The organism is Streptomyces sp. NPDC059695 (assembly GCF_042733785.1).
Taxonomy (GTDB): Bacteria; Actinomycetota; Actinomycetes; order Streptomycetales; family Streptomycetaceae; genus Streptomyces.
Genome location: NZ_JBHWFF010000003.1, coordinates 290999 through 316127, shown reverse-complemented (window position 1 = coordinate 316127; position 25129 = coordinate 290999). Strand labels below are relative to the sequence as shown.

At 68.4% G+C, this 25129-nt stretch carries 22 protein-coding genes and 2 pseudogenes; 16 read left to right on the top strand and 8 right to left on the bottom strand.

The annotated features are described in order from the left end of the window. Nucleotides 1-622: 622 nt before the first annotated feature. The 3 genes from ACFV2S_RS06665 to ACFV2S_RS06655 are packed head-to-tail and all read right to left on the bottom strand — an operon-like array spanning nucleotide 623 to nucleotide 3156. Nucleotides 623-1417 carry a WbqC family protein gene (locus ACFV2S_RS06665; protein WP_385554833.1) on the bottom strand — a complete coding sequence of 265 codons (795 nt, stop codon included), beginning with the start codon at nucleotides 1415-1417 and terminating at the stop codon, nucleotides 623-625. Continuing rightward, nucleotides 1359-2027: a YdcF family protein gene (locus ACFV2S_RS06660; protein WP_385554831.1), complete on the bottom strand. Its 669-nt coding sequence runs from the start codon at nucleotides 2025-2027 to the stop codon at nucleotides 1359-1361. The genes ACFV2S_RS06665 and ACFV2S_RS06660 overlap by 59 nt, the downstream gene beginning before the upstream one ends. 16 nt (nucleotides 2028-2043) lie before the next feature. Beyond that, on the bottom strand, nucleotides 2044-3156 hold the full coding sequence (locus ACFV2S_RS06655; protein WP_385554829.1) for a helix-turn-helix domain-containing protein: 1113 nt from the start codon (nucleotides 3154-3156) through the stop codon (nucleotides 2044-2046). Between the two features lie 140 nt (nucleotides 3157-3296). Between ACFV2S_RS06655 and ACFV2S_RS06650 the strand changes: the two genes are divergently transcribed. From ACFV2S_RS06650 to ACFV2S_RS06640, 3 genes are read left to right on the top strand one after another with little or no spacing between them, the layout of a single operon-like run. After that, on the top strand, nucleotides 3297-3689 hold the full coding sequence (locus tag ACFV2S_RS06650) for a hypothetical protein (RefSeq protein ID WP_385554827.1): 393 nt from the start codon (nucleotides 3297-3299) through the stop codon (nucleotides 3687-3689). Then, on the top strand, nucleotides 3686-4207 hold the full coding sequence (locus ACFV2S_RS06645) for an ATP-binding protein (RefSeq protein ID WP_385554826.1): 522 nt from the start codon (nucleotides 3686-3688) through the stop codon (nucleotides 4205-4207). Before ACFV2S_RS06650 ends, ACFV2S_RS06645 begins: the two co-directional genes overlap by 4 nt. Nucleotides 4208-4229: 22 nt before the next feature. Next, nucleotides 4230-4898 carry an HAD family hydrolase gene (locus tag ACFV2S_RS06640; RefSeq protein WP_385554824.1) on the top strand — a complete coding sequence of 223 codons (669 nt, stop codon included), beginning with the start codon at nucleotides 4230-4232 and terminating at the stop codon, nucleotides 4896-4898. A 446-nt stretch (nucleotides 4899-5344) separates the two neighbouring features. Here ACFV2S_RS06640 and ACFV2S_RS06635 read toward each other — a convergent pair whose 3' ends face one another. Further along, on the bottom strand, nucleotides 5345-5923 hold the full coding sequence (locus tag ACFV2S_RS06635) for a hypothetical protein (protein ID WP_385554823.1): 579 nt from the start codon (nucleotides 5921-5923) through the stop codon (nucleotides 5345-5347). Nucleotides 5924-5949: 26 nt separating this feature from the next. Between ACFV2S_RS06635 and ACFV2S_RS06630 the strand changes: the two genes are divergently transcribed. The 8 genes from ACFV2S_RS06630 to ACFV2S_RS06595 all read left to right on the top strand — a co-directional run bounded on the left by ACFV2S_RS06630 (nucleotide 5950) and on the right by ACFV2S_RS06595 (nucleotide 13600). After that, nucleotides 5950-6696: a hypothetical protein gene (locus ACFV2S_RS06630; RefSeq protein ID WP_385554821.1), complete on the top strand. Its 747-nt coding sequence runs from the start codon at nucleotides 5950-5952 to the stop codon at nucleotides 6694-6696. After that, nucleotides 6693-7649 carry a thymidylate synthase gene (locus tag ACFV2S_RS06625; protein ID WP_385554819.1) on the top strand — a complete coding sequence of 319 codons (957 nt, stop codon included), beginning with the start codon at nucleotides 6693-6695 and terminating at the stop codon, nucleotides 7647-7649. The genes ACFV2S_RS06630 and ACFV2S_RS06625 overlap by 4 nt, the downstream gene beginning before the upstream one ends. A gap of 8 nt (nucleotides 7650-7657) precedes the next feature. Further along, nucleotides 7658-8407, top strand: coding sequence for a carbamoyltransferase N-terminal domain-containing protein (locus tag ACFV2S_RS06620; protein ID WP_385554817.1), 750 nt, complete (start codon nucleotides 7658-7660; stop codon nucleotides 8405-8407). Beyond that, the gene (locus tag ACFV2S_RS06615) at nucleotides 8401-9378 is read left to right on the top strand and encodes a carbamoyltransferase C-terminal domain-containing protein (protein WP_385554815.1); all 978 of its coding nucleotides are present in this window, start codon (nucleotides 8401-8403) and stop codon (nucleotides 9376-9378) included. The genes ACFV2S_RS06620 and ACFV2S_RS06615 overlap by 7 nt, the downstream gene beginning before the upstream one ends. After that, nucleotides 9375-10430: a hypothetical protein gene (locus ACFV2S_RS06610; protein WP_385554813.1), complete on the top strand. Its 1056-nt coding sequence runs from the start codon at nucleotides 9375-9377 to the stop codon at nucleotides 10428-10430. The genes ACFV2S_RS06615 and ACFV2S_RS06610 overlap by 4 nt, the downstream gene beginning before the upstream one ends. A gap of 96 nt (nucleotides 10431-10526) precedes the next feature. Further along, nucleotides 10527-11039 carry a topology modulation protein gene (locus ACFV2S_RS06605; protein WP_385554811.1) on the top strand — a complete coding sequence of 171 codons (513 nt, stop codon included), beginning with the start codon at nucleotides 10527-10529 and terminating at the stop codon, nucleotides 11037-11039. 31 nt (nucleotides 11040-11070) lie between these two features. Continuing rightward, complete coding sequence (locus tag ACFV2S_RS06600) at nucleotides 11071-11913, top strand: class I SAM-dependent methyltransferase (protein ID WP_385554809.1); 843 nt, start codon at nucleotides 11071-11073, stop codon at nucleotides 11911-11913. A 1021-nt stretch (nucleotides 11914-12934) separates the two neighbouring features. Further along, nucleotides 12935-13600 (top strand): PucR family transcriptional regulator, encoded by a 666-nt coding sequence (locus ACFV2S_RS06595; RefSeq protein WP_385554808.1) that lies wholly within the window; start codon nucleotides 12935-12937, stop codon nucleotides 13598-13600. A gap of 244 nt (nucleotides 13601-13844) precedes the next feature. Here ACFV2S_RS06595 and ACFV2S_RS06590 read toward each other — a convergent pair. The 4 genes and pseudogenes from ACFV2S_RS06590 to ACFV2S_RS06575 all read right to left on the bottom strand — a co-directional run. Next, a pseudogene (locus tag ACFV2S_RS06590) lies at nucleotides 13845-14270 on the bottom strand (SRPBCC family protein); the annotation flags it as partial. 27 nt (nucleotides 14271-14297) lie between these two features. Beyond that, nucleotides 14298-14990: pseudogene (locus ACFV2S_RS06585) on the bottom strand (type 1 glutamine amidotransferase domain-containing protein); the annotation flags it as partial. A gap of 217 nt (nucleotides 14991-15207) precedes the next feature. Further along, entirely contained in the window at nucleotides 15208-16176 is a 969-nt protein-coding gene (locus ACFV2S_RS06580) for an NAD(P)H-quinone oxidoreductase (protein WP_385554806.1), read from the bottom strand. A gap of 390 nt (nucleotides 16177-16566) precedes the next feature. Continuing rightward, nucleotides 16567-18795, bottom strand: a complete 2229-nt coding sequence (locus tag ACFV2S_RS06575) for an MMPL family transporter (protein ID WP_385554804.1) — start codon at nucleotides 18793-18795, stop codon at nucleotides 16567-16569. Nucleotides 18796-18949: 154 nt separating this feature from the next. Here ACFV2S_RS06575 and ACFV2S_RS06570 point away from each other — a divergent pair, with 154 nt between their 5' ends. The 5 genes from ACFV2S_RS06570 to ACFV2S_RS06550 all read left to right on the top strand — a co-directional run bounded on the left by ACFV2S_RS06570 (nucleotide 18950) and on the right by ACFV2S_RS06550 (nucleotide 25085). Further along, nucleotides 18950-19519 (top strand): TetR/AcrR family transcriptional regulator, encoded by a 570-nt coding sequence (locus tag ACFV2S_RS06570; protein ID WP_376482464.1) that lies wholly within the window; start codon nucleotides 18950-18952, stop codon nucleotides 19517-19519. A 130-nt stretch (nucleotides 19520-19649) separates the two neighbouring features. Beyond that, nucleotides 19650-21200 carry an aldehyde dehydrogenase family protein gene (locus tag ACFV2S_RS06565; RefSeq protein ID WP_385554802.1) on the top strand — a complete coding sequence of 517 codons (1551 nt, stop codon included), beginning with the start codon at nucleotides 19650-19652 and terminating at the stop codon, nucleotides 21198-21200. Next, on the top strand, nucleotides 21197-22702 hold the full coding sequence (locus tag ACFV2S_RS06560; RefSeq protein WP_385554801.1) for an amino acid permease: 1506 nt from the start codon (nucleotides 21197-21199) through the stop codon (nucleotides 22700-22702). Before ACFV2S_RS06565 ends, ACFV2S_RS06560 begins: the two co-directional genes overlap by 4 nt. Then, nucleotides 22699-24093 (top strand): D-arabinono-1,4-lactone oxidase, encoded by a 1395-nt coding sequence (locus ACFV2S_RS06555; protein WP_385554800.1) that lies wholly within the window; start codon nucleotides 22699-22701, stop codon nucleotides 24091-24093. Before ACFV2S_RS06560 ends, ACFV2S_RS06555 begins: the two co-directional genes overlap by 4 nt. Next, nucleotides 24087-25085, top strand: coding sequence for an alanine racemase (locus ACFV2S_RS06550; protein ID WP_384881619.1), 999 nt, complete (start codon nucleotides 24087-24089; stop codon nucleotides 25083-25085). The genes ACFV2S_RS06555 and ACFV2S_RS06550 overlap by 7 nt, the downstream gene beginning before the upstream one ends. Nucleotides 25086-25129: the final 44 nt, after the last annotated feature.

Below are 25129 nucleotides of genomic sequence, written 5' to 3'. Positions count from 1 at the left end.
ACACACCCCCCGCGGCGGAGTTCCTTATCTAGTACGCCCCCGCCCCCCGCGGGCCCCCCCCCCCCCCCCCCCCGGCAGCAATGATCCAGACGATCCCCGGTTTCGGAAACCGGGGATCGTCTGCTATGTATCCGCCAGCGAATGCCACCCCACGCAGGCCGACAGGCAACTGGTCGGGGCTCAGGTGAGCTGCAAGCTGTAAAACACAGGGCCTACGACGGATGAATCCGACCTGGACCAAGCCTTTGGTGAAGAGTCACCGTCGGCGAGCGGAAGGGGATGCCTTCACCGGCGAAGAGGGAGGGGCGGAGCGGCTGCGGAACTGAGGGATTGGAGCGGGGCTGAACAGAGGTCCTCCTCGAATGGAATCCGGCCTTTCCGGGGCGCGAACGCCCAGGCCTGCCTTGATCAGGGGTGTTGTAGGTTGGCATGCATTTTCGATCTATTCCAGTCCTGGCCGGATGTTCCCTGTCTGCTGTGAGCAAACTCGAGGCCGAACCGTCTTCTTTCTTCTGGGCTCGGCCGGGTGCTCAAGTAGTTTGCAGCGCAGTCGCACAGGGCTTGATCGGAGGAGCGCGCCTTCCGAGTAGCAGCGGGATTTAGCACCGCCAAGGGCCTGTACCTAGGTGGAACTGGCACAGCCCCGATGCACGTCTGTCACATCGCGTACCTGGTCGACGACCACAGAAATCCCGTGGCCCATGAGCGGAGACATGGCGCTGACCTCTCGCGCGCCTTCCCAAACACCCGCCAGCGGCGAGCGAAACGGCACAACGATCACACCTTGCTCAGCAAACGGCTTGACTTCCAGATAGCGCATCCCGCCGGTGCCGCAGAGGTAGCCGCTCGCGCCGACAGCGGCGGCTAGGTCTGCGAGCCGCTGAGAGCGCCCGGGGCGCGCAGGAAGCGAGCTGCTGCGCACGATGTGACCTGTCCAGCCCAAAAGACGCAGCAAGGCCTTCGTCGATTCCTCTGCCACATCCGCGATGCCGGCCCGCTCATGAAAATGAGCAAGCACGGAGTCCAGTTCAGGGCGCAGCAGCGCCCAGTCGGGGCTTGCCGCGTAGTACTGGGGCAACATGGTAGCGACGCGTTGGCGGGACCGTTCGTGGTCTGTAAGAACCGCGTCTCTGATCAGGGTCGACCGCCCATGGGGCAGATGCGTGGGGAGCGAGAGCCACTGATGCCGCGCCGAGCCGGACATGGCTGCCAGCCGGGCGCGGTGCTGGAAGTCGCGGCGGGCGAACTGGACGTCGTCGAGGACGATCCAGCAGTCCGCCGCGAAGAGCTTCGCGAGGGTGCTGAGCCGGGGGAAGAGGTTGGGCTGGTGGATCGCTACCAGTCCCCCCGGGGCTGCTTCACGCGCCGATGAGCCTGCCGGTGAAGCCGGCGCGGATGAGGTCTTCGTACGCGGCATGCACGCTCTCCGGGACGTCCTGCTCGATCGCGAAGCCCTGCTTCGGATACTCGATGATGCGCTGGAGGTCGCCGACGAGCATGTCGATGACGAGCTTCTCGTTGCCGATGCTCTTCAGGTAATCGTCGAACTCCATCGGTTCGGAGGCGCACAGCACTTCGACCTCGGGCCACAGCTTGCGGGCGGTGGCGAAGGAGCGCCGCTCCATGTACGGCTTGGAGACGATGAGCACCGACTTCGGGGTGAGGCCGGCGGAGGCGAGGAGCTCTCGGGACAGCTCGATGTTCTGCCCCGTGTTGCCGGCGTTCGGTTCCACCAGGATCGCGCTGTCCGGCACGCCGAGGGTAAGAGCGTGCTCACGGAAGTGGACGGCTTCGCCACGAGGGAAGACCTTCGCGGTGGTGGGGCTGTTGCCGCCGGTGAACACCAGAGTGGGAAAAAGACCGGCCCGGTACAGCTCCGCGGAGAAGGCTGCGACACCGAGGTCGTGGCTGCCGAGGCCGATGGCGACGTCGACGGGGCGCAGCTCGTGACCCATTTGGTGGTAGTCCCAGACCAGCTTGGCATTGCGGATCTGCTCGTCGTTGATGGCCGGCTGCTTGTCGGTCACTCGCTCGTCTCCCTGGTCAACGTGGTGAAGGCCTGGCTGGCCCATCGGCCGTCCTCCGGATGTCCGTGATGCTGCGGAGCTGGTGGGTCAGGCCGTACTGGGCCGCCCGCTTGGCAGCGTCGTCGAGGACGCGTAACCCATCATCCAGGGTCGCGCGGTCGGACAGGAGGATGTGCCCGTACGCGGTGTCCAGCCGTACCCGCTGCATGGGCGCATCGGTGATGCCTGTACTGCGAGCCACGTCGATGAGGCGCAGGGCCGCGTCGAGATTGCCGGATCCACGGTGGGCCAGGGCGAGCTTCTGCTGAGCGACGGACCAGTCGTCCTGCTCGGCAAGACCCTCGAATTCGCGGATGGCTTCCTCCATCACCCGAACCGCGTAGTCGTGGTTGCCGTCCTTGCTGAGCGCAGTGCCCACCCAGAGTCGTGCGCGGGCACGGTCCCGCAGGGATAACCGTTCGTCGATCGCAAGGTCCTCGTACTGTCGGGCCGCGGCCTCTAGCGCACCGGACATCTCGGTGACGACCGCGAGCGACAGGTCGAGCTGCGCCACACGTCGTGGAATCGCCAACTCGGTATAGAGAGAGCGGGCATTGGCGTAGGACCGTTGGGCGGAAAGGGGGCCCACGACTGCCCCTTGGTCCCGTTTGAGATCGCCTTGCAGGGCGACGGAGCGGGCGAGGAGGTAGGTGCCTCGCTCGTCCAGCTCCGAGGGCCGGAAGCTGGACGACCATCGTCGAAGCAGGTCGTCGGCGAACGCGAAGTTCTGGTGGGACAGCGCGACGACTGCACGTTCGAGGTCGTCCGTCCAGGACTCGTACTCCCAGGCCCGAGGTCGAGGGATGGTGACTCGCGCTGTTTCGCCGGCGAGCCGTTCCCCTCTTCCTTCGGAGAGCTTCGCGAGCTCCGTCTCGAATCTCAGATGGGTTGCGGCATCGGACCGGGCGAGCGCTGTGTCGAGGATGGCCTGGCTCTCGGTGTTGGGCCGCCTCTTGTCGCGGTATTTCTCCCAATTGCTGATGGTATTGACCGCAATGCCCAGGTGCTCGGAGTAGCGGCGCACGCTCAGCCGTAGCGCCTTGCGCAGGGCAAGCGCCTCCAGGCCGGTCCATTCGTGAACGGTCGCCACGTGCCACTCCTTTCCGATGCCATCGAAGCACGTGGCGACCGCGCCGGGGGCGGTTGTGGGACAGAAGTGGGACGGACGTGGATTCCGCGATCGCAAGGTGGCGACCAGGCTCGGAGTGTCCCCCTTTCCCGATCCGATGGGTGGTCACGACCATGGAGCCCCTTACGGAACAGCGGAACGTCACGGGCCCGATCGTCTTCGGATTTCTGCGGCTCGTCGGGGTGTCCGCGAGCCGGCAGCAGGCTCTCGCCAAGACCATCACCGACTACTGCCGCCGTCACGAACTGACGCTGGGCGGTGTGTACATGGAGCAGTGCGCGGCGTCGTCGGGCGCCTTCGTGGGCATGCTCGACGCCGTCGCGGCCACTCGCCCGTACGGCGTCGTCTTCCCCGCCCCGTCCCACTTGGGCCCCAGGGCCATAGCGGCTGATCGCAGGCAGCGGCTGCACGAAGCCGGCACGAAAATTCTGCTCGTGCGAGGGGCCCGACCGGCGGTAGCAGACGAATCGACCTCGGGGAGCGCAACGTCATGAACCTCGACAAGGAACTCCTCCTGCTGGACAGCCGTCGCATCGACGGACTGGGCAGCGTCCTTGACGCCCCGCAGTACCAGAAGAGCCTGACGCTCTCCGCCGACGACACGGCCCCGGGCACAGCACGCTGCTTCGCCCGCGACGTGCTGACCGCCTGGCGCGCGGAGGACCTGCTGGATCCCGTGGTGCTCATCGTCAGCGAGCTCGCGACGAACGCCGAGCGTCACGGCTCTCGTCTCGCGCACCAGGACGGCGTTGAGGCAGCCAAACATGGCCGGCACCGGGACGAGATCACTCTGACCCTCGCCCTCCAGGCCAGCGTCGTGGGGATCGAGGTGGAGGACAACTCCCCTGAACCCCCCGCCCCGCGGATCGCCTCCCCCTACGCGACCAGTGGTCGTGGCCTGCTCCTGGTGTCCGCCGTGGCCGACGCCTGGACCGCCTGTCCCAAGCGGGACGGCAGCGGCAAGCGGGTGATCGCCTTCGTGAGGCGCCCCGAGACGTCCCTCACCCCCTGATCCCCTTCACCGGAGATACCTCATGACCACCCTGGTCCCGCCGTCGCCCTTACCTCCGAAGGCGCTGCTTCTCGACCTCGACGGCGTGCTCCTCGACACCCGCCCGGTGATGGAGCGCGCATGGCAGCAAGTCCAGAAGGGGCACGGTCTCGACGTTCCGTTCGAGGAGTACGAGCGCCACCTCGGCCGGCCGTTCGCCGACATCATGGAGCGGCTCGGATTCGCCGAGTCCGAGCCGTTTCACCGTACGTACGACGAGGCGTCGATCGCCGCGTCCCACCTCGCCCGCGAGTTCGACGGCACCGTGGAGGTCCTGCGCGCCTTCATCGCCGCCGGCTGGCTCCTCGGGGTCGTCACGTCCAAGCCGCTGGAGCGGGCGGCCCCGCTCCTGACCAACCTCGGCTGCCCGTTCTCCACGGTGCGCACGCCGAATGGTGGTGGGCGTGGAAAGCCCGCCCCGGACCCGGTCCTCCTCGCGCTGACCGACCTGGGTGTCGATCCCGCCGAGGCCGTGTACGTGGGCGACATGGCAGTCGACCAGGAAGCCGCCCGCCGCGCCGGAGTTCCGTATGTCCACGCCGGTTGGGGGTACGGCTGCCCGGATTCCCCCTTCCCCGTGGTCGCCGAGTCCCCCAAGGACCTGCTGAGGCTCCTTTCCTCGGGTCCCCTCCTCGAAGGGAGACTGTTGTGACCACACCCCCTCGCCATGTCCACGGTCTGGCGCGGACCGACGTCGGCGGACAGTCCGCGTGGGCACTGGTCGGAGAAGGCACGTTCGCGACTCTGACGTCCGCCCGGATCACGATCAGTGAGCTGGAGGCCATGCCTCTGGACAAGCACGAAGCGCTCGTCGAGCGCGTCATGGACGCACTCCAGTGGTACGGGGCCTATCTCAGGACGACGCCGGGCGGGGCCGGGTGGTTGTACGTGCAGCACGTACCGGGCCGGCGCCTGGTGGCGCACGTCGTACGCAAGCTGATGGCCCTCGGCGCCTGGGAGCCGTTCAGCGAGGCGCCCGGCCCGCTGAAGATCGCTCCGCACGAGGGACTCGTCGGGCTTCGCGAGAGCAGTTCCCGGGAGTACCGCGCCTACACCGTCACGTGGTCCGGCATCGCGTATCTGCTCGGGGCAACCGCGTTATACAACCCGTTCCGTACCGCGCAGCTGAGCAACCTGCAGCCTGCGCGCGCCGACACCCGAGTGCCGAGCCCTCCCCCGTCGGCGCTGCCGCGCACCGGCGTCGTCGCGCTCTCGTGGTCGTCCCGCCATGCGGCCACTCTGCTGCCGGTACTCGAAGACCTGGCGGGTGGTGGCCGGACGAGTCTCCTCGTCGATCTCGCCACGGACCCGGAGCAACGCTGCGACACTCCAGCCGTCGAGGGCATCAGGCTCGTTACGCCTCCCGCTGGCCTCTTCGCCCTGTCCGGAGCCGTGGAGCGCCTGCAGCTGTGGGACGACGAGCACGTCGTCCAGGTGGGGGAGCACGTCGTCCGGCTCTCGCGTCTGGTCCGTCTGCTGGCCGTCCTGCTGGAGACGAGCGGTGGATGTACCCAGCCGTCGTGGCGCTCCGTGGTCCGTCTGGAGACGTGGCTGAGCGGTGTCCTGGAGGCGTCTCGCCCGCACACGCTGCTCGTCAGCAACGACACCAGCCCCGTCGGCGCGCTCGCCGTCCACCTGGCCGACCTCAAGGGCGTGAACACGGTCCATGTGCAGCACGGGGCCTGGGCTGCGGAGTCCGTCGCGTGGCCCGCGCTGCACAGCCGGGCGTCGTCATGGGCGATCGCGATGCCCCGCTCGCCAAGGCGTGGGCGCGGCACCCGGACGCCGAGGTCCACGTGCTGGGGCAGCCCCGCTTCGACGTCCTCGCCGGCCTGGGACGGGAAGCCCGGAGGCGGTACCTGGAGAACCTGCTGGTCCCCGGATCCGGGCGGAGCCCGGACCGGATCATGGTCTGGGCCTGCCAGCCCTTCGGTCCCGACCGGCTCAAGGCCCACGCCGACCTCCTCCTGGACGGGATGTGGAAGGCTGAGGGCGAATGGGGACTGGTCATCGCCCCGCACCCGGCGCAGAGCCCGGACTTCCTCGCCTCGCTCAGGCAGCGGGACGGAAGGCCGCTCGTGGCCGTCGCCGATCCGCAGGTAGGGGCGCGGGGTTGTCTCGCCGGCGCCGACGTCGTGGCGAGCACCTATTCGACGTGCGGCATCGAGGCCGCCCTCTTGGGCGTGCCGGTCCTGGAGATCGGCACCGCCGACGAACACACACTCGGGCTTGCTGCTCACGGCCTCGCGCGACGCTGCACCACCGCCGAGGACGTCGCCGACGCGCTCTCCGCACTCCTCAGGCCGCTCACGGCCGCCGAACCCGCCTCGGCTGACGCGGTGTGCCGCTGGAGCGGCGACAGCGCCGCCCTGGTCGCACAACTCATCGTCAGCCGCGCCTCCGGCCATCAGCCCGAACACCTCCGAAACGAAGGAGTCCCCGCCCGATGACATCCCTGACCGCCGACAGCATCGCCGAGCTCTTCGTCGGTGCCGTCACCCTGGCCAAGTCCGGCGCGAGGGTCAGCCCGCGTGGCATGGCCACACGTGAGGTCCTCGACGTCCACATGCGGCTCACCCGTCCACGGGCCCGCCTGCTGTACGCGCCGCCAGCCAGGATCCTCAATCTCGCGTTCGCGGTGGCCGAGACCGTCTGGATCCTCTCCAGCTCCGACGAGCCCTGGATCTTCGACTACAACACGAAACTCCGGCAGTACGCGGACGACGGCGTCCTGCGCGGTGCCTACGGCCCGCGGATGCGGAAGTGGGCGGGCACAGTAGACCAGCTGTCCCGCGTCGTGGAGATCCTCAAGCAGGACCCGGACTCCCGCCGGGCCCTGATCCAGCTCTACGACCCGGCGCGGGACGCCGCCGGCCACAAGGACGTGCCCTGCACGCTCGGCTTCCGCTTCTACCTGCGCGACGGCCGCCTGCACATGTCGACGACGATGCGCGGCCAGGACGTATGGATCGGCATGCCGTACGACCTGTTCTTCTACACGGTCCTGCACGAACTGGTGGCCGGCTGGATCGGCGCCGAGCTAGGCGACTTCCACCACCACGTCGGGTCCCTGCACATCTATGAGAACCACCTCGACCAGGCCGATGCGTTGACCTCGATCGTCGCCAGCTCCGACATGCCGGACCTCACCACGTCATGGGAGGGCTTCGACGACCTCCTCCATCAGGTCAGGACGGGGGACGTAACCGGGCACGCCGGCTGGGACACCATGTCCGAGACCCTGCGCAGCTACCAGCTCTGGAAGGGCGACCGGCAGGATCAGGCGACGGATCTGGCCGGCAAGATCGACGGGCCGCTCGGCCAGGCCATGACCGCCTGGTACGACGAGCTGAACCGTCGCTCCACGACCTCGTCCGCGCATACCTCGGCCGGTGCGCGGTGACGGCGGCCGTGGACCAGGCGCCCTCGGTCATTCTCGGCCTGTGCTCGTACACTCACGACTCCGCCGCCGCGCTGCTCGTCGACGGGCAGCTCGTCGGCTTCGTCGAGGAGGAGCGGCTGTCGCAGAAGAAGCACACCAAGGACTACCCGCGCCACGCCGTCGAGTGGCTGCTCGGCGAGGCCGGGCTTTCCGCCACCGACGTCGACGCCGTGGCCTACAACTTCCGGCCCGCGCGCTACCTGATCGAATCCCCGGCCGCGCTGCGTCTGGCGCTGTCACCGACCACACGCGACCGGGCGGTGCCGCAAGCCCGTGGCTTCGCCAAGGTGGCGATGCGCACCCAGCTCCGTCTCCGCGACCTCGGCCGGCGGTTCCCCGCCGCACGCGTAACCCCCGTCCTGCACCACCGCGCCCACCAGCTGGCCGCCTTCGCCGCCTCCGGGTGGAACGAGTCCGCCGTGCTCGTCGTCGACAGCCTCGGTGAACGGCAGACCACGACCATCGCCCGGGGGCACGACGCACTCCGACCACGCACCCGCACCCTGGAGGCGATCAACGATCCCACCTCCCTCGGGTACGTGTACGGCGCGGTGACCGAACATCTGGGATGGCGTCGCGGTGACGAGGAGGGCACCGTGATGGCGCTCGCGGCGCTCGGCGACCCCGGGCGCGATTCCGGAAATTCTTCGCCAGAGCCGTCCGCCTCACCCCCACCGGCTTCGTCGTCGACCCGCTCTACTTCCCGCCGCGGGTGCTGACTTCGGGCTACCCGAGGACGAGTCGGCGCTTCATCGAAGAGACGTGCCCCGAACGCCACCCGAGCGAGCCGCTGAGCGACGTGCACCGGGACCTGGCCGCGGCTCTCCAGGAGCGCACCGAACAGGTGATGCTGCACCTCGCTCGTCGAGCGCGAGCCATCACCGGCTCCCGACGCCTGTGTGTCGGAGGCGGCGTCGCCACGAACTGCGTGAGCATCGGCCGCATCATCGAGGCCGGCGTCTTCGACGAGGTCTTCGTGCCGCCTGCCCCCGGCGACGCCGGCACGGCGATCGGCGCCGCCATCGCCGTACACCACGATGGCCACGCCCGACAGCCCCTGTCCGGCGTCACCCGGGCCTGCTACCTTGGCCCGTCCTTCGAAGGAACGGCCCTCGACCTCACGTTGTGGCCCGACCTCCGGCAGAAGACGCTGGGCGTCGAGACGGCCGAGTTCCTCGCCGAGCAGCTCGCCCACGGCATGATCGTCGGGCTCTTCCAGGGCCGGGTCGAGGCCGGCCCCCGCGCCCTCGGCAACCGCTCGATCCTCGCCTCCCCGCGGGAGCGGGGTGTCGTCGAGCGGCTGAACGCCACGGTGAAGTACCGGGAGCCGTTCCGTCCCTTCGCCCCCATGGTGCTGGCCGAGCGCGCCGCGGAGTTCTTCACTCTCGGCCAGGAGGCGCCCTACATGTCGATGGCGTCCGGAGTGACCGACGAGGCGCGGGAGATGGTGCCGGCCATCGTGCACGCCAACGGCGCCTCCCGTCTCCAGACCGTCACGCGCTCGCAGAACCCGTTCATGCACGAGGTCCTCAGCGCCTTCGCCCGGCGCACAGGCGTGCCGGTGCTGATCAACACCTCGCTCAACGTGAAGGGCAAGCCGATCTGCGGAACACCCGCGATGGCACTCGGCTGCCTGGCCGACTCGGGCCTGGACGCCCTCCTGCTGGAGGGACGGTGGATCACCAAGTGAAAATCGGATACAGCTTCTGGGGCTTCCTCGGCAACGGCATCACCGACACACCGGACGGGGGCCGCAGCCACCGCCGCCCCCTGATCGACGCCCTCCTCGACCGCGGCCACGAGATCGTCTTCCTCCAGGCCAACCGCGACCTGATCGAAGCCGGCGACGACCTGGGCAACGCCTACACCTTCCACAGCGGCAGCCCGGACATCGACGCCCTGTTCCTGGAGTGGCGCTGGCCGATCGACGGACGCAACACCACCCCGTGCGGCGCCGAAGGCCACACCTGCGAGCTCCACCGCCAGGCCGAACTGATCAGCCGCTACACCGTGCGCAGGAAGACACCGACCGTGATCTGGGACAAGGACCGCAAGCTCCGGTCCGAAAGCGTGTGGCGGCGCGTTCCCCAGGCCACTGTCTGCGAGGCCGCCCTCGCACCGACGCCTGGGGCTCACCGCCTGCTCTTCCCCGTCGACGACCGCCTGCTCGCCGGGGCGGATCCGGTCGCGCTCGCCAAGCAGCCCCGGGACCTCGTCCTCGGGTACCTCGGCAACCAGTACGACCGCGACGACCACTTCGACCGCTACTTCGCACCAGCCGCCGCACGCTTCGACCACCTCGTCGGAGGCAAGTGGACCAAGACAGGCCGCTGGCCGCACGTCCACTTCCTCGGCAGGGTCCCCTTCGAGGCGGTCCACGGCGTGTACGGCAGATCGCTGGCGACCGTGCTCATGCTGCCGGAGCGGTACGCCGCCGTCGGGCAGATGACGCAGCGGATCTTCGAAGCGGTGCTCGCCGGCTGCCTCCCGCTCGCCCCGGCCGACATCCTGCACGCCGACCGCTTCGTACCCGAGGAACTGATCGTCCGATCTGGTGACGAGGTGATCGAGCGGCTGAACCACCTCCAGCGGATCGCCGCCACCCAGCAGCACGCGGACCTGATCGCGGCCTGCCTGGACCGCCTGGACCTGTTCCGCCTGAGTCGGCAGGTCGACGCGCTGGAAGCGGCCCTGGACACGGCCGTCAGCCCCGTCGTCGCGCTGGAACGCGGAGCGGCCTGATGCAGCTGAGCAGCCAGGACACCGCATCTGGATCATCCGAACGTGCCCAGGCGGCCGGTCCGACCGGGCACCCGAACACCTCTACGCTGGAGCACCATGAAGAAGGTCGCCATCGTCGGCTGCGGAGGCAGCGGCAAGTCGTACCTGGCACGCGAGCTGGGCAGGATTCTCGACGCCCCGGTGACACACCTGGACGCCGCGTTCTACAACGACGAGTGGAACGCACTGCCCATGGAGAAGTTCGCCAACCTGCAGCGGGAGCTGGTCGCGCAACCGAGGTGGGTGATCGACGGGAACTACAACTCGACGCTGCAGATCCGGCTCGAAGCCTGCGACACGGTAGTCCTGATGGACGTCTCGACCGTAGCCGCGCTGTACGGGATGTTCTCCCGGCAGATCCGGCACGGGGCCGGGCACAAGGGCAACGGGGTGCACAACCGCATCCACTGGGGCGTGATCAAGTACGTGGCGACGTACCGCCGCAAGATGCGTCCGCGGGTCATAGCCAAGATCGGCGAGTTCGCCTCTGGCCGTGCCGACGTGCTGCTGCTGTCCAGCCGACGTCAGACGCGCCGCTGGCTGCGGAAGGTCGCCGCCGAGCACCGCTGAGCGCTCCGCTCCCCCGAGGGGAGCGTGCGACATGAGCGGCACCAACCCCTTCCTGGACCCAGCTCGGCAGGCGGATCTGTACGGGCACGCCTCTCGGCTGGCCGGCCGGTCCAGCGCCCTGATGCGGGCGAAGACCTCCGGGCGTCCGGTACCGAAAACGATCGTCGGGCTGGTGCGCGACCACCACGAGCGACCGAATCGTCTCGGCCTTGTCCTGGACCTCGGCTGCGGCCGCGGAACCAGCAGCCTGACCCTCGCCAGGGAACTCCGCCCCCGGCGCGTTATCGGCCTCGACGCCGCGCCGGCCCTGCTTGAGCAAGCTCGCCTGCGGGCCCGGCAACTGCACGGCCTCTCGGTGATCTTCCACCAGGGCGACTTCCACCGTCTCCCCGTGGCCGCCGGGTCGTGCGATGTCGTCGTCGCCGCGTTCTGCCTCTACCACTCGCCGCGCCCGCAGACTGTGGTCGCGGAGATCGGCCGGGCACTCGCTCCCGGCGGTCTGGCCGTGTTCGTCACGAAGTGCCTCGACAGCTACCGGGAGATGGAGCAGCTGGTGGCTGCCGCCGGCCTCGACCCGCGAGCCGAGCAACACGAGAGCCTCTACGTCTCGGCGCACAGCGGCAACCTCGCCGACCTGGCCGCCGTGTCACTCGACGTACTCGCCGTGGAGCACGAGGATCACAGCTTCACCTTCGACGGCCACGACCACGTCGCCGAGTACCTCGCCACCAACCCGAAGTACGACCTCGCCCCCGGCCTGTACGGCAACGCGGACGCGCTCGCGGCGACCCTGCACGAGCTCCTGCCGAACCGGCCCCTCACCACCACGTCCGTCGTCACCTTCGTGCTCGCCCGGTCACGGGGAGGACGGTAATGAGGCCCCGGTATTTCACCAAGCGCTACGAGGCTCCTGAACGGGTGGCGTCGGCAGCCCGCCATCACGCCTGGCTCGCCCAGCACGCCCGGCCGCTGCAGCTGCCGGTGCTGACCGTGATCGGGCCGATCAGCCTGACGTACGAGTGGGTCGACGGCCGCCCCGCCCGGCCCAAGGATCTGCTGGCCCTGGCCACGCTGCTGGGCAACGCCCACGGCGCCGCCTGGACTACCGACCTCCGACCGTCCTCCCTGAACACGCCGCACCGCTTCCGGGACGGCATCGCGTTCGGCGACTACACCGGTCCTCGGCAGGCCGCCCTGCGAAGACGACTGGAGCAGGGGTACCTGGCGGACCGGGGCGCCCTCCACGCGATGCTGACGTTGTTGGAGAAGACCGCCGAGGGGCCGACTGCCTTCTACAAGGACAGCAACCCCCGGAACTTCCTCATCACCGAGGCTGGCGACATCTACACGGTCGACACCGACGACCTCACGCTGGCGCCGATGGGGTACGACCTGGCGAAGCTGATTGCGACACTCATCCTGACGCACGGGCCTCTGCCGGCCCCAGCCATCGACTCCGCCCTGCGCGCCTACAACGAGGCGGCCGAGCGCCACGACTCCCGGCTCGGCACCACGGATCGCCGACGGCTCGACGACTTCCTCACCCTGCACGCCGTCCTGACCAGCCTCCGCCACGGAGGCGCCCCGGATGCGAGTTCGGCGCGCGAGACCGGCCGGGCACGCGCACAGCAGGGGGTTCCGCTGGCGGACACGCTGCATGCGTATCGCATCGGTGCCGAGCTCTTGTGGGCGGAGATCCTCGAGGAGGCACGCGCCGAGGTCTCCGCTGACGTTCTGCTCTCGGAGTCGACTCGGTTCTGGGCGTCGTTCGGCCTGTACGCGGAGGCCACCGCGGAGGCCTACCGAGAGAAGGCCGTGGAGCTGACCTCGAGGGGCAGGCGAGGCGTTCCACACTGGTCGAGGCCCTGTTCTCCGGAATCATCACGGATCGCACCTTGTGGGAAGCGGCTCGCGAACTGGGGCTGCCCGAGCACGGTCCCTACGCGGTCGCCGTGGCGGAGGCCGGCGCTCCGGGCGAAGAGCCTCTCTCCGGAGCGGGGACCGCTCTGCGTCAGGAAGAGCTGCCTTCCGTCTGGCGCTTGCTGCCCGACCAGCAACTCGCCTTGATCGCCCTGCCGACCGCAACGGCGGAGACCGCGTGTTTGCGCGTCCTGCGCCGCGCTCATGCCCGCGTCGGATTCAGCCCGCGCTTCCAAGCCCTGCAGGACACTCCGCAGGCACTGCGCTTCGCCCGTCTGGCTCTGGCGGGGCTGCGAAGTGGCCGTACTGGTGTCGCACGATTCGACGACAATCCGCTGGCCATGGTCGTCGCCGCGGCCCCGGCCGAGGCGGCGCACCTGGTGGAGGCAGTCCTCCAGCCGGTGATCGATCTGCCGGCTCCGGAGCGAAGCCGCCTCCTGACGACGCTGGAGCACTGGTTCACTGCCGCAGGCTCTGCCGGCGCTGCGGCTCAGAGCCTGTTCGTCCACCCCAATACGGTCCGCTACCGGCTGCGCCGCGTGGAAGAACTGACAGGCCGCTCCCTCACCGATCCGCGTACGGCGGCGGACATCGGCGCGGCGCTCCTGGCGGTCCGCGACTCCCGGGGCAGGCACAGGTGATGGGTTCCGTGGATGTTGTCACGGCACGGGTCCGTGGCGTCCCGACGCCCATCGCCTACCTGCGGGTGCGCGGAGCACGAAGAACACCCTGCACCTCCTTGTCCCAAGGGAGGTGCAGGGTGTGTGATCCGAGGCCGTCAAGCCCCCACGGCGTCGGCGACCTCGGAGATCGGGGGCGTCCAAGGGCTCCTGATCGTGATGGACCCTTGGCGCAGGTGTTCGGGAAATACTCGGAGCGTGCGGGCTACGCGGCGTTCTCGAACTTGGCAGCGAGCCGCTCCAGGGTTCTCCGCATGCCGCTCTCGAGGTGGGCGCGACGGTCGCGGGCGCCGGAGAGGTCCTGAAGGAAGACGACCGGGCGGATCTGCGGGGCATGCTTGCGCATCGTCTCCGTGACGCGGGTACCGTCCTCGACCGGCTCGAACGTGTACCGCCAGTGAGTCTCGGACGGTGAGTCGGTCAGGAACGCGAACGAGGCGCCTGGCACGTTCTCGGTCACCGTACCGCCCATCGACCATCGGTAGAACGGGCCGATCGCGTTGCGGCCGGTGAACCGTTTGCCTGGCTGTGTCCAGCGGGTGTTCTTGTTCTCCGGGCTGATCTCCCCCATCCGCGTGAGGTCACTGACGAAGGCGTGCAGTTCTTCGCGCGAGGCTTTGATCACTCGCGACACCGTGACCTCCAGCACCGGCTCTCGCAGCTCTGCGACGAGTCGTTCGGCGAGGCGCTCGGAGGACGGGGGGTTCTGCCCGGTGTACAGGTTGCGGTCGACGACCACATACGGACGCAACGGCAACCTGGCCTTGGAATACTCCGCGCCGCTCTCCCGCAGCCGGTCCTCCAACAGCCACACCGCCTTACGACCGAAACTGTTGAACTTCTCCTCCAGATTCGAAAGACCCGTCATCCGATACCCGGTGAACGGCCACGACCCGTCCTCGTTCTGCGCCGCGAACGCCGCAGCCGGCGCATGACACAACAACGCCAGAGGCTTCCCCGAACGCAACACCCGCGTGATCAACGCCCCCGAATCCGCATCGACGGACAGGTCCTCCATCGGACCGTGCCCACCCGGATAGAACACCACGTCGAAATCATCCGGATCCATCTCCGCCAGCACCCGCGGACTGTCCAACTCGGCCTGGATCGACTCCAGATAGGCCGCCACCTCACGCAACTTCGACGGCCACCCCGCCGTCCGCCCCATGCTCAGCTGGTCCAGCGTCGGAACCTTCCCACCCGGCGTCGCGATCGTGATCTCCCACCCGGCCTCGGTGAAGATCTTGTGCGGCATCGCCAGCTCCTCACCCCAGAACCCCGACGGATGCACCTCCCCACCCCGCAACGTCCAACGATCCGCCGCAGAGACAACGAACAACACCTTGGTCATGACGACCCTTCCTCCCGTGCGGCAGTCGGTTGCCTCCCCTTGGCCTGTGGGGGTGCCCCGGCTGCCGGATGTGCTCCGTTCCGTGCCCGCCGATCGGTGGGCCGCCGGGGAGGCCGGCCAAGGACCTGCCTCCCCATGAGCCTGCATCTTCGGGCGCTGACTCCATCGCGGCGGTGAAGTGCCGTGCGCGATGAGCGTGGCGTTCAGCAGCCTGCCGTCACGCGCTCTCGTCGTTGACGAGGAGGATCTTGCCCAGGTGGCCGCCGGCTTCCATGAGGCGGTGTCCTTCGGCGGCGTCGGCCATGGACAAGGTCTGATCGATGACCAGTTTCACGGTGCCGTTCTCGATCATGGGCCAGACGTTCTTCTGGACCTCGGCCACGATCTCGGCCTTGTGTGCCTTGGAGCGGGTCCGCAGGGTGGTGCCGTGCACGGAGGCCCTCTTGAACACGATCTCGGCGAGGTTGAGCTGGCCCTCGAGACCCTTCTGCAGGCCGATGACGACCAGGCGACCGTCGGCCGCCAGGGAGCGCACGTTGCGCTCCAGGTAATCGCCGCCGACGACATCGAGGATCACGTCGTAGGGACCGTGCTCCGTGAAGTCCTCGGTGCGGTAGTCGATCGCCACATCGGCGCCCAGCTCCCGGGCCTGAGCAGCCTTCTCCGCTCCGCCGACCGTCGTGACGACCCGGGCACCCAGGGCCTTGGCGACCTGGATCGCCATCGTGCCGACACCGCCGGCGCCGCCGTGCACGAGGATCGTCTCGCCGGCCTTCAGGCCCGCGGTCATGACGATGTTGGACCAGACCGTGGCGGTGACCTCGGGCAGACCCGCCGCCTCGGTCAGTCCGACCCCCTTGGGAATCGTCAGCAGCTGTCCGGCGGGAACCGCTACTTTCTGCGCGTAGCCGCCTCCGGTCAGCAGAGCGCAGACCTCATCGCCCACCTGCCAGCCGGTGACTCCTTCGCCGATGGCGCTGATGCGGCCGGAGACCTCCAGCCCGGGGTACGGCGACCAGCCCGGCTGCAGCGGGTAGAGCCCCCAGCGCTGCATGACGTCCGCCCGATTCAGAGCGCTGGCCACCACGTCGATGACCACCTCACCGGCAGCGGGTGTCGGGTCCTCGACCTCGACCCACTGCAGAACCTCAGGGCCACCGTTCTCCGTGATCGATACAGCCTTCACGACAACTCCGTTCTCACAACTGAGATGAAGGGCTCTTGCGGGGTGTTGAGTACAAGGCGTCCGCGGCATTTCCGCTAGTCGGCCGATGCCGAGCGCGCCGCGAGCACGATACCGAGAGGGGGCGATAATGCCCACTTCTGTCCCGATATACCCGAGAGCCGAATGTTTACATCGCATACATTACACGGCCGGAGTATGCAGTGTCAACATTCGGGAATCGCCAGGCATCCCGGGCGCTCACACAGCGATGCGGGCGACACGTTTGGCCGATCAAGCGGCACGTGGAACGCAAAAGAAGCACCCTGCACCTCCTTGTCCCAAGGGAGGTGCAGGGTGTTATCCGAGGCCGTCGGGCCCCCACGGCGTCGGCGGCCTCGGAGATCAGGGAGGTCAGACCCGGGTGGATGCCTTACGGCGCGGGGTCTTCTTCTCGGTTTGCGGGTGCGCGCCAGGTTCGGCCGCAGCCACGGCGGGCAGACGCGCGCCTTCGATGTCGACGTCCGGGAGCAGTCGGTCGAGCCAGCGGGGCATGCTCCATGCACGTCGTCCGAGCAAGGCCATGGCCGCGGGCACAAGCGTCATGCGGACGACGAAGGCGTCGATGAACACGCCGATGGCGAGCGCGAAGCCGATGGCCTTGACGATCGGGTCCTCGTTGAAGATGAAGCCGCCGAAGACCGCGACCATGATCAGTGCGGCGGCCACGATGACCCGTGCGCTGCTGGAGACGCCCTGGGCGATCGCCTCAGCCGGATTCTTGCTGTGTTCGTAGTGTTCGCGCATCCGGCTGACGAGGAACACCTCGTAGTCCATGGCGAGGCCGAACAGCACGCCGGTGAGCAGGATCGGGAGGAAGCTGGTGACCGGTCCAGTGGATGCCACGTCGAGCAGACCGTTCAGGTGGCCCTGCTGGAAGACCCAGACGGAGGCGCCCAGGCTTGCGCCGACCGAGAGCAGGAAGCCGAGTGCCGCCTTGAGGGGTACCAAGATCGACCGGAAGGCAATGGCCAGCAGGATCAGCGCCAGGATGACGATGACACCGATGAACAGAGGCAGCGCTTCGCCGAGCTTGCCGGCGACGTCGATGGCCATGGCCGTCTGGCCGGTGACGTAGAGGGCACCGCCCGTGTCGGCGATCTTGGGCGCCTGGTCACGCATGCGGTGGACCAGGTCGGTCGTGGCCTGGGCGTCGGGGCTCGACTTCGGGAACACTCCCATGACCACGACGCCGCCGGAGGGGCTGGCTATCGGGCGCGAGACGGCGGCCACGTTCTTGTCCGCGGCCAGCGTGCCACGCAGCTGGGTCACGGTGGCTTCCCGCTGGTTCTGCGGGATGTGTTCGGTGTCCAGCACGGTGATGAGGGTGGCGTTGAAGCCGGGCCCGAAGCCCTCGGTGAGCAGGTCGTAGCTCTTGTGCTGCGTGCTGGACTCAGGCTGTGAGGCGTAGCTGGGCAGCCCGAGACGCAGGTCGCGGGCGGGCAGGGCAAGCGCCAGCAGTCCGACGATGCCGGCAAGCAGGACGAGGGCCGGCTTGCGGGTGACCATGCGCGCCCAGGCCAGACCCCAGGCACCGGCGGCGCGGTCCTTGCGCTTGCTGTTCCGCTTGGGGCGGCGCGGGCGCATCCGCTCGCCGAACACTCCCAGTACCGCCGGAAGCAGGCTGACGGCGACCAGAACGGCGACCAAGACGGTGCCGGCACCGGCCAGGCCCATGATCGTGAGGAACGGGATACCGGTGATGGCGAGTGCCGCCAGTGCGATGACGACCGTGGCTCCAGCGAAGACGACCGCGCTGCCGGCTGTGGCGGTGGCGCGTGCGATCGACTCCTCCCAGTCCATCTCGGGGTCGGAGAGTTGCTCGCGGTGCCGGGAGATGACGAACAGCGCGTAGTCGATCCCGACCGCCAGGCCGATCATCAGTGCCAGCACGGTCGCGGTGCCCGTCATCTGCACGAAGCCGGAGACGAACAGGGTGCCGAGCACGCCGACGGCCACACCCAGGAGCGCGGTCACCAGCGGCAGTCCGGCCGCGACGAGGGAGCCGAGCGCGACGGCGAGGATCACGAAGGCGAGAACGACGCCGACCAGTTCGGCCGGGCCTCCTGCCTTGGACTCCGGCAGCATGGCCGAGCCGCCGAGCTCGACTTGCATCCCCGCATCCCGGAGGGGCTCCACCGCGGTGGCCAGTTCGTCCTTGGCGGACTGCTCGACCTTGGACGCTTCCTCGGCGAATCGGACATCGGAGTAGGCGATGGTCCGGTCGGCCGAGATCGTACCGGTCGAGGTCGGCTGGGTGACCGTGATGACGCCGGGCACCGACGCGGCCTTGCGGAGGACGGCGCCGAGCGCCTGCTGCTGTGCCGGGTCCGTGACGGTCTTTCCCTCGGGGGCGGCGACGACGATCCGTACGACGCCACCCGCAGCCGGGGGGAATTTCTCCTTCAGAAGGTCCTGCGCCTGCTGCGCTTCGACACCGGGGACCGAGAACTCCGTGGTCCTCTCTCCGTGAAGGGTCGCCGCCAGGCCTCCGATGACCGTGAGAAGGACGATCCAGGTGGCTATCACCCATCGGCGGCGGCGAATCATCCAGCGCGCCCAGGCGTATAGGCGTGAGGCCATCGAAGCATTCCTAACCGGTCGAAACTCTGATCAACGGGGGCGAAAGGTAGATAAGCGTGGTGGAGGAGTCAGAGCGGTCACCTCCACCACGCACTACACAGTAACGCATTTTTACAGTCGACTGTAAATTAGCTACCGATGGTAAGCTTCCGGCATGACGGGAGACAGCCTCAGGGAACGCAGCAAGGCTCGACGCAGGGAAGCGATCCTCACCGCCGCTTACGAGCTGTTCGCCGAGCGGGGCTTCGACGCCACGAGCATCGCCGACATCGCCGAAGCGGCAGAGGTCTCTCCGCGCACGGTCACCCTGTACTTCCCCACCAAGCTGGAACTGGCGATGGCGCACTTCAACGCGTTCGTCGACCAGCTGGCCGCGGCGCTGCACGCCAGGCCTGCCGGGCAGGGCATCCTCGACACCGTGGAGCAGTGGCTGCGCGAACAGGCGGAGTCCCCGGACAAGTTCGACGAGCTCCACGACCGGATGATCCAGTCCAACCCTCAGCTCAAAGGGCTCTGCCGTGGCCGGCTGACCGACGTCATCCAGGACGGTGCCCGACTCCTCGCCGAAGAGCAGGGCTGGCGCCCCGACGATTTCGCCCCGCGCATCCTGGCGGCCACGGTGGCGAGCGTGATCGGTGAGCTGACGCACCAGTCCGAGCCCGGTGACCTGGAGGTGGCCATGACCTTCATCCGCGCCGCGGCTGCCACCCTGCAGCCCGGCTGATCCGACCCGACTCCCCCACCCCTCCCCTACCGCAGACCAGGCCGGGGAGGGGACAGCGGCATGTCAGGAGCCGCTGAGCCACCAGCAGATTGCCCAGCGGCCACGGGTTCAGATCCACAGCCTCAGGGTTGTGGAAGCCGCCGATATTGATGTTTCTCCTCACCCCCAGCTCGCCGCGACCATGAGCCATCCGCGATGGGCCAAGGGGAGAGCGATGAACCTTACGAAAACCGTCGGCTCCGGTGACGATCAGGGCGATGCCGATGCCATTGCCGAGTTGCGTGCCGCGTTCGCCGCGCAGAGGACGGCTGTTCTGCGCGAGCCCGCACCGGGCATCGACCAGCGTCGCCTGAACCTGGGGGCGCTGGCAGGAGTGATCACCGGGTACCGGCACCGGATCCGGGACGCGCTGTCGGCGGACTTCGCGGTGCACCCCGAAGGGTTCGCCGATCTTGTCGAAGTCCTCGGCGTCGCCGGACGTGCCGTTTTCGCCGCCGAACACCTCGAAGCGTGGATGGAGCCGGACGTCCGCCCGGCTGAAGCCGGGCTTCTGGGAACAGCGCACGTCTCGATGAGCCATCAGCCCAAGGGCGTCATCGGTCTGATCTCGCCCTGGAACTTTCCGTTCGATCTCTCGCTCGGTCCCCTCGCCGACATGCTCGCGGCCGGGAACCGGGTGGTCATCAAGCCGTCGGAGTACACCCCGGCATGCTCGGCTCTGCTGCGCGAGATGATGACCGAGGCGTTCGACCCCGAGCAGGTCACCGTCGTCACCGGCGGGCTGGGACTGGCTCAGGAGTTCCCGACCCTGCCGTGGGACCACCTGCTGTACACGGGGAACCCCGAGGTCGGGCGCCTGGTCGCCCGCGCGGCCGCCGAGAACCTGGTGCCGACGACGCTCGAACTCGGAGGCAAGTGCCCCGCGATCGTGCACGAGGACAGCGTCACCACGGAGACAGTTGCGCAGATCGTCGGCACGAAGCTCGTGAAGAGCGGGCAGATGTGCATCACCGTCGACTACTGCCTGGTGCCGCGGGAGGGCATGACCCGGTTCACCGAGCTGGTGACGTCGCACATGCGGGAGCAGGTACCGGGTTTCGCCTCCTCGCCGGACTGTACGGGCATCATCACCGAACGCCACCTGAACCGGCTCGTCGGCCTGGTCGAGGAGGCCAGGGCCCGGGGAGTGGAGGTGGTGCAGATCGGCGACGTCGACCCGAACACGACCACCCGCCAGATGCCGCTGACACTCGTGGTCGACCCGCCCGACGACCTCGCCCTCATGCGCGAGGAGATCTTCGGCCCGATCCTGCCGATCAAGCCCTACGACCGGATCGAGGATGCCGTCTCCTACGTCAACGATGGCGATCGGCCTCTGGGGCTGTACGTCTTCGCGCAGGACGGCGATGCCGCGGAGCGGGTCTTGGCCACCACCGTTTCCGGCGGGGCGTGCGTCAACACCTGTGCGGTGCAGGGTGCCGTGCCGGCGCTCGGTTTCGGAGGGATCGGCCGCAGCGGCCATGGGCGCCACCACGGCGTGGACGGCTTCCGGGAGTTCTCCAACCCGCGCGGCATCGTCAGGCGCGGCAAGGACGATCTCATCGATGTGATGTTCCCGCCCTACGGGGACGTGCTCAACGGGGTCGTCGCGTACGCACTCGGTGCGGAGAGTGCCGAATGACCGGGCCAGGGCCGGAGGAGCCGACGGGAGACGAGAAGACGGTCAACGAGTTCGGGTACCGGCAGGAGCTCCGGCGGACGCTGAGCTGGTTCTCGCTGTTCTCCGTCTCGTTCTCCATCATGTCCATCGCCACCGGCGTGTTCCTCAACTTTACTTTCGGAATAACCCAGTTGGGCCCGGTCAGCATCTGGATCTGGCCCGCGGTGGGCGTCGGCCAGCTGCTGGTCGCCCTGGTGATATCCGAGCTGGGGACCCGGATCCCGCTGGCCGGCGCGGGCTATCAGTGGGGGTCGCGGCTGGTCGGGCCCGGCTACGGCTGGTTCATCGGCGCGCTGGGAATCCTGTATGCCGCCGTGGGCGTGCCGGGCATCGTCTATCTCGCGGTGGCGCCGCTGACCGAGTACGTCTTCGGCATCGACGACGCTTCGCCGCGCATGACGCTGTTCATCGCGCTGCTGGTGCTCACGGTCGCGTACCTCGTCAACATCATCAGCGTGCAGGTGGCGGCTCGGATCAACAACGTCGCCGTACTTGCGGAGATCCTGGGCACGGTCGTGCTGGCATTGCTGTTGTTCTTCCTCTGGGTCGCAGGGGCCAAGGACTCGGACCACGGGATCGGATATCTCACCGAGCACCACCATCTGCCCGGACACTCCTACGGGTACGCGATCGCGCTGGCGTCCCTGGTCGGCGTGTACACACTGGCCGGTTTCGAAGCCGCGGCGGACGTGGCCGAGGAGGCGGTCGACGCCAAGCGCTCCGTGCCTCGCGCGATCATCGGCAGCGTCGTGGTCTCGGTGGTCCTGGGCATGCTGGTGCTCATCGGCTTCACTGTGGCGATCCCCAGCTACGAGGTCCTCGCGGCCGGCGGCCTGCCCGCCGTGTTCCAGTACTGGCTCGGCGAGGGGCTCGCTCGTACCTTCGTGGGGGTGGTGGTCTTCGCGATGTTCGCGCTGATGGTGGTCTCTGCCGCGGTCATCGCACGCCTGATCTTCGCGATGGCACGCGACAACATGCTGCCCGGCTCCGCGCTGCTGATGCGGGTGAATCCCACGACGAAGACACCGGTCCCCGCGCTCGTTGTGGCGTACGCGCTCAACGTCGCTGTCGTGATCTTCGGCTACAACAGCTCGAACGTCTTCGGCACGCTCGTCGGCGCCACGGCGGTGCTGCCGTATCTCGTCTACCTGCTGATCGTGCTCGCCTACGGTTACAAGCGGCGGCAGCTGGAAGCCGTCGAGGATGCCTTCAACCTGGGCCGCTTCGCCGGTGCCGTCTTCGTCGCCTCCCTCGTCTATCTCATCGCCGTGATCCTGACGCTGACGCTTCCGGACGAGTTCCGCAGCGCGAACTACTACGTGCTCGGCGGGCTGGCGCTCGCCACGGTGTGGTGGCTCGCCGGACTGCGGCCCCGGTTCGCCAGAGGCGAGGCCGGAGTGCCGACATCGGACCGGCAGCACCCGAACCCCGAGGGCCTCCCGGCGCGGGCGGTGGAAGGATGAACCAGAACATGAGCCCGAGCGGCGCCTGGACCAACTGGGCCGGCGACGAGACCTGCAGGCCCAGCCGGATCCTGCAACCGCGGTCGGTCGACGAACTCGCCAGTGCCACAAGCAGTGCGGCCGCCGCGGGCCAGACCGTCCGTGTCGTAGGGGCCGGCCACTCGTTCAGCGACCAGGTCTGCACCGACGGCCTGCTGCTGAACCTGGACCGGCTGAGCGGCCTGCAGCACGTCGACACCGAGGCAGGGCTGGTCACCGTCGGCGCCGGCACCCGCCTGGCCGATCTGAACGTCCAGCTCGCCCAGCACGGACTCGCACTGCCCAACCTCGGCGACATCGACCGGCAGAGCATCGCGGGAGCCATGTCCACCGGCACTCACGGAACGGGCCGGATGCTGGGGAACCTCGCCACCCAGATCGAGGCCCTCGACCTCGTGCTGGCCGACGGCACCAAGCTGAGCTGTACGAACGCCGAGCCTGAGGTCCTGCGGGCGGCCCGCGTGAGCCTTGGCGCACTAGGCGTGATCACAAGCTATACCTTGCGCGTCGTACCGGCCTTCGCGCTGCGGGCCGAAAGCACGTCCATGAAGCTCACGGAGACGCTCGGGCGTCTGGACGAACTCGTCGACACCAACGATCACTTCGAGTTCTTCCTCTTTCCCCACACCGATGCCGCCTTGGTGAAGGTGAACAACCGCACCGACGAGGCAGTCCGGCCGCCCCGAGAGTTGGCACAGAAGATCGCGGAGTTCGCCGAGAACGGCATCCTCGAGGCGGTATGCCGTGCGGGGCGTCGCTTCCCGTCCCAGATCCCGCGTCTGAACCGGACCATCACCCGGCTCATGGCGCCGTCCGAGTACGTCGATCAGAGCCACCGTGTCTTCGCCAGCAGACGTTCGGTGCGGTTCACCGAGATGGAGTGGGCGGTGCCGCGCGCCGCGTGCGCCGAGGTTCTCCAGGAGATCCTGCGGGTGATCGACCGCGATCGCCTCGATGTGGGCTTCCCGATCGAGGTGCGGTTCGTGGCACCCGACGAACTGTCCCATCTGAGTCCGGCCTATGGCCGGGAGACTGCCTATCTCGCCGTTCACATGTATCAGGGCATGCCCTGGGAGCCCTACTTCCGGGCTGTTCAGGACATCGCCCTGGCTTTCGAGGGCCGGCCGCACTGGGGCAAGCGGCACCTGATGGAGGCGGACGGACTTGCCGCCCGCTACCCGGCGTGGGATCGATTCCAGACGGTCCGCTCGCAGCTCGATCCGCAGGGGACCTTCACCAACGCCCACCTGCGCCGAGTGCTCGGACCCGTGGCAGGCCCGGGCACCACACCGCCGGCCGACGGCTCCGTCCAGGCCGACATCCAGACTCGTAAGGGGCAGCAGGCATGCTGATCAGTGAACTGCAGACGCCCGCTCTCCTGGTCGACCAGGCGGCGCTACGGCACAACCTCGACACGATGAGTGCCGCCCTGCCCGGCGCGCGCCTCCGGCCGCACGTCAAGGCACACAAGTGCTCGAGTCTGGCCCGGCTCCAGTACGCCAACGGGCATCACGGCTTCACCTGCGCGACGATCCGCGAGGTGGAGACCATGGCCGCGGCCGGCCTCGGCGCGGACCTCCTGCTGGCCAACGAGGTGCTCGACGCCCGGCGCCTGGGACGTCTCGTCAAGGACGGGCACCGAGTGACCGTCGCCGTGGACTCGGCCGAGACGATCGAGGCCGCCGCTGCCGGCGGAGTCCGTGAGGTCGTCATCGACGTCAACGTCGGACTGCCACGCTGCGGCTGCGCGCCAGGCGAAGCGGGCCGGCTCGCCGACCTCGCCCGACAGGCCGGACTGGTCGTGCGTGGGGTCATGGGCTACGAGGGTCATCTCATGCTGGTGGAGTCGGAGGAGGAGCGCCGGGAACAGACGGAGCAAGCGATGAAACATCTGCTCGCCGCGAGCGCCGACGTCGGAGGCGAGTTGATCAGCGCGGGAGGAACCGGCACCTACACCGTCAACACGTGGGCCAACGAGATCCAGGCCGGCTCGTACGCCCTCATGGACACCGCCTACCAGCAGCTCGGCCAGCCCTTCCAGCAGGCGCTGTTCGTTCTCGGCCGGGTCATCTCGGTGTCGGACGGCTGGGCCGTCGTCGACGTCGGCCTGAAGGCGCTCAGTCTTGACCACGGGCTTCCGAGCATCGACGGCACCGAGGTCTGGTTCTGCTCCGACGAGCACACCACGTTCCGCACCGACGGCGTGCCGCGACCAGCCGTGGGAGACCTCATCCGGGTGCGCCCCGCCCATGTCGATCCCACCGTGGCGCTCCACGACACCCTGCACCTGGTCGACGGCACGCAGGTGCTCGAACAATGGCCGGTCGACATGCGGGGCTGGTGATGAGCGCGGGGCGGGGCACCTCCGTGTGTCCCGCTCCGCATGGG

Bases quoted from the DNA above. Each gene is read 5' to 3' on its own strand.
- ACFV2S_RS06665 (WP_385554833.1), bottom strand. From the start codon at position 1,417: ATGCCGCGTACGAAGACCTCATCCGCGCCGGCTTCACCGGCAGGCTCA.
- ACFV2S_RS06645 (WP_385554826.1), top strand. From the start codon at position 3,686: ATGAACCTCGACAAGGAACTCCTCCTGCTGGACAGCCGTCGCATCGAC.
- ACFV2S_RS06640 (WP_385554824.1), top strand. From the start codon at position 4,230: ATGACCACCCTGGTCCCGCCGTCGCCCTTACCTCCGAAGGCGCTGCTT.
- ACFV2S_RS06625 (WP_385554819.1), top strand. From the start codon at position 6,693: ATGACATCCCTGACCGCCGACAGCATCGCCGAGCTCTTCGTCGGTGCC.
- ACFV2S_RS06605 (WP_385554811.1), top strand. From the start codon at position 10,527: ATGAAGAAGGTCGCCATCGTCGGCTGCGGAGGCAGCGGCAAGTCGTAC.
- ACFV2S_RS06600 (WP_385554809.1), top strand. From the start codon at position 11,071: ATGAGCGGCACCAACCCCTTCCTGGACCCAGCTCGGCAGGCGGATCTG.
- ACFV2S_RS06575 (WP_385554804.1), bottom strand. From the start codon at position 18,795: ATGGCCTCACGCCTATACGCCTGGGCGCGCTGGATGATTCGCCGCCGC.
- ACFV2S_RS06570 (WP_376482464.1), top strand. From the start codon at position 18,950: ATGACGGGAGACAGCCTCAGGGAACGCAGCAAGGCTCGACGCAGGGAA.
- ACFV2S_RS06560 (WP_385554801.1), top strand. From the start codon at position 21,197: ATGACCGGGCCAGGGCCGGAGGAGCCGACGGGAGACGAGAAGACGGTC.
- ACFV2S_RS06555 (WP_385554800.1), top strand. From the start codon at position 22,699: ATGAACCAGAACATGAGCCCGAGCGGCGCCTGGACCAACTGGGCCGGC.
- ACFV2S_RS06550 (WP_384881619.1), top strand. From the start codon at position 24,087: ATGCTGATCAGTGAACTGCAGACGCCCGCTCTCCTGGTCGACCAGGCG.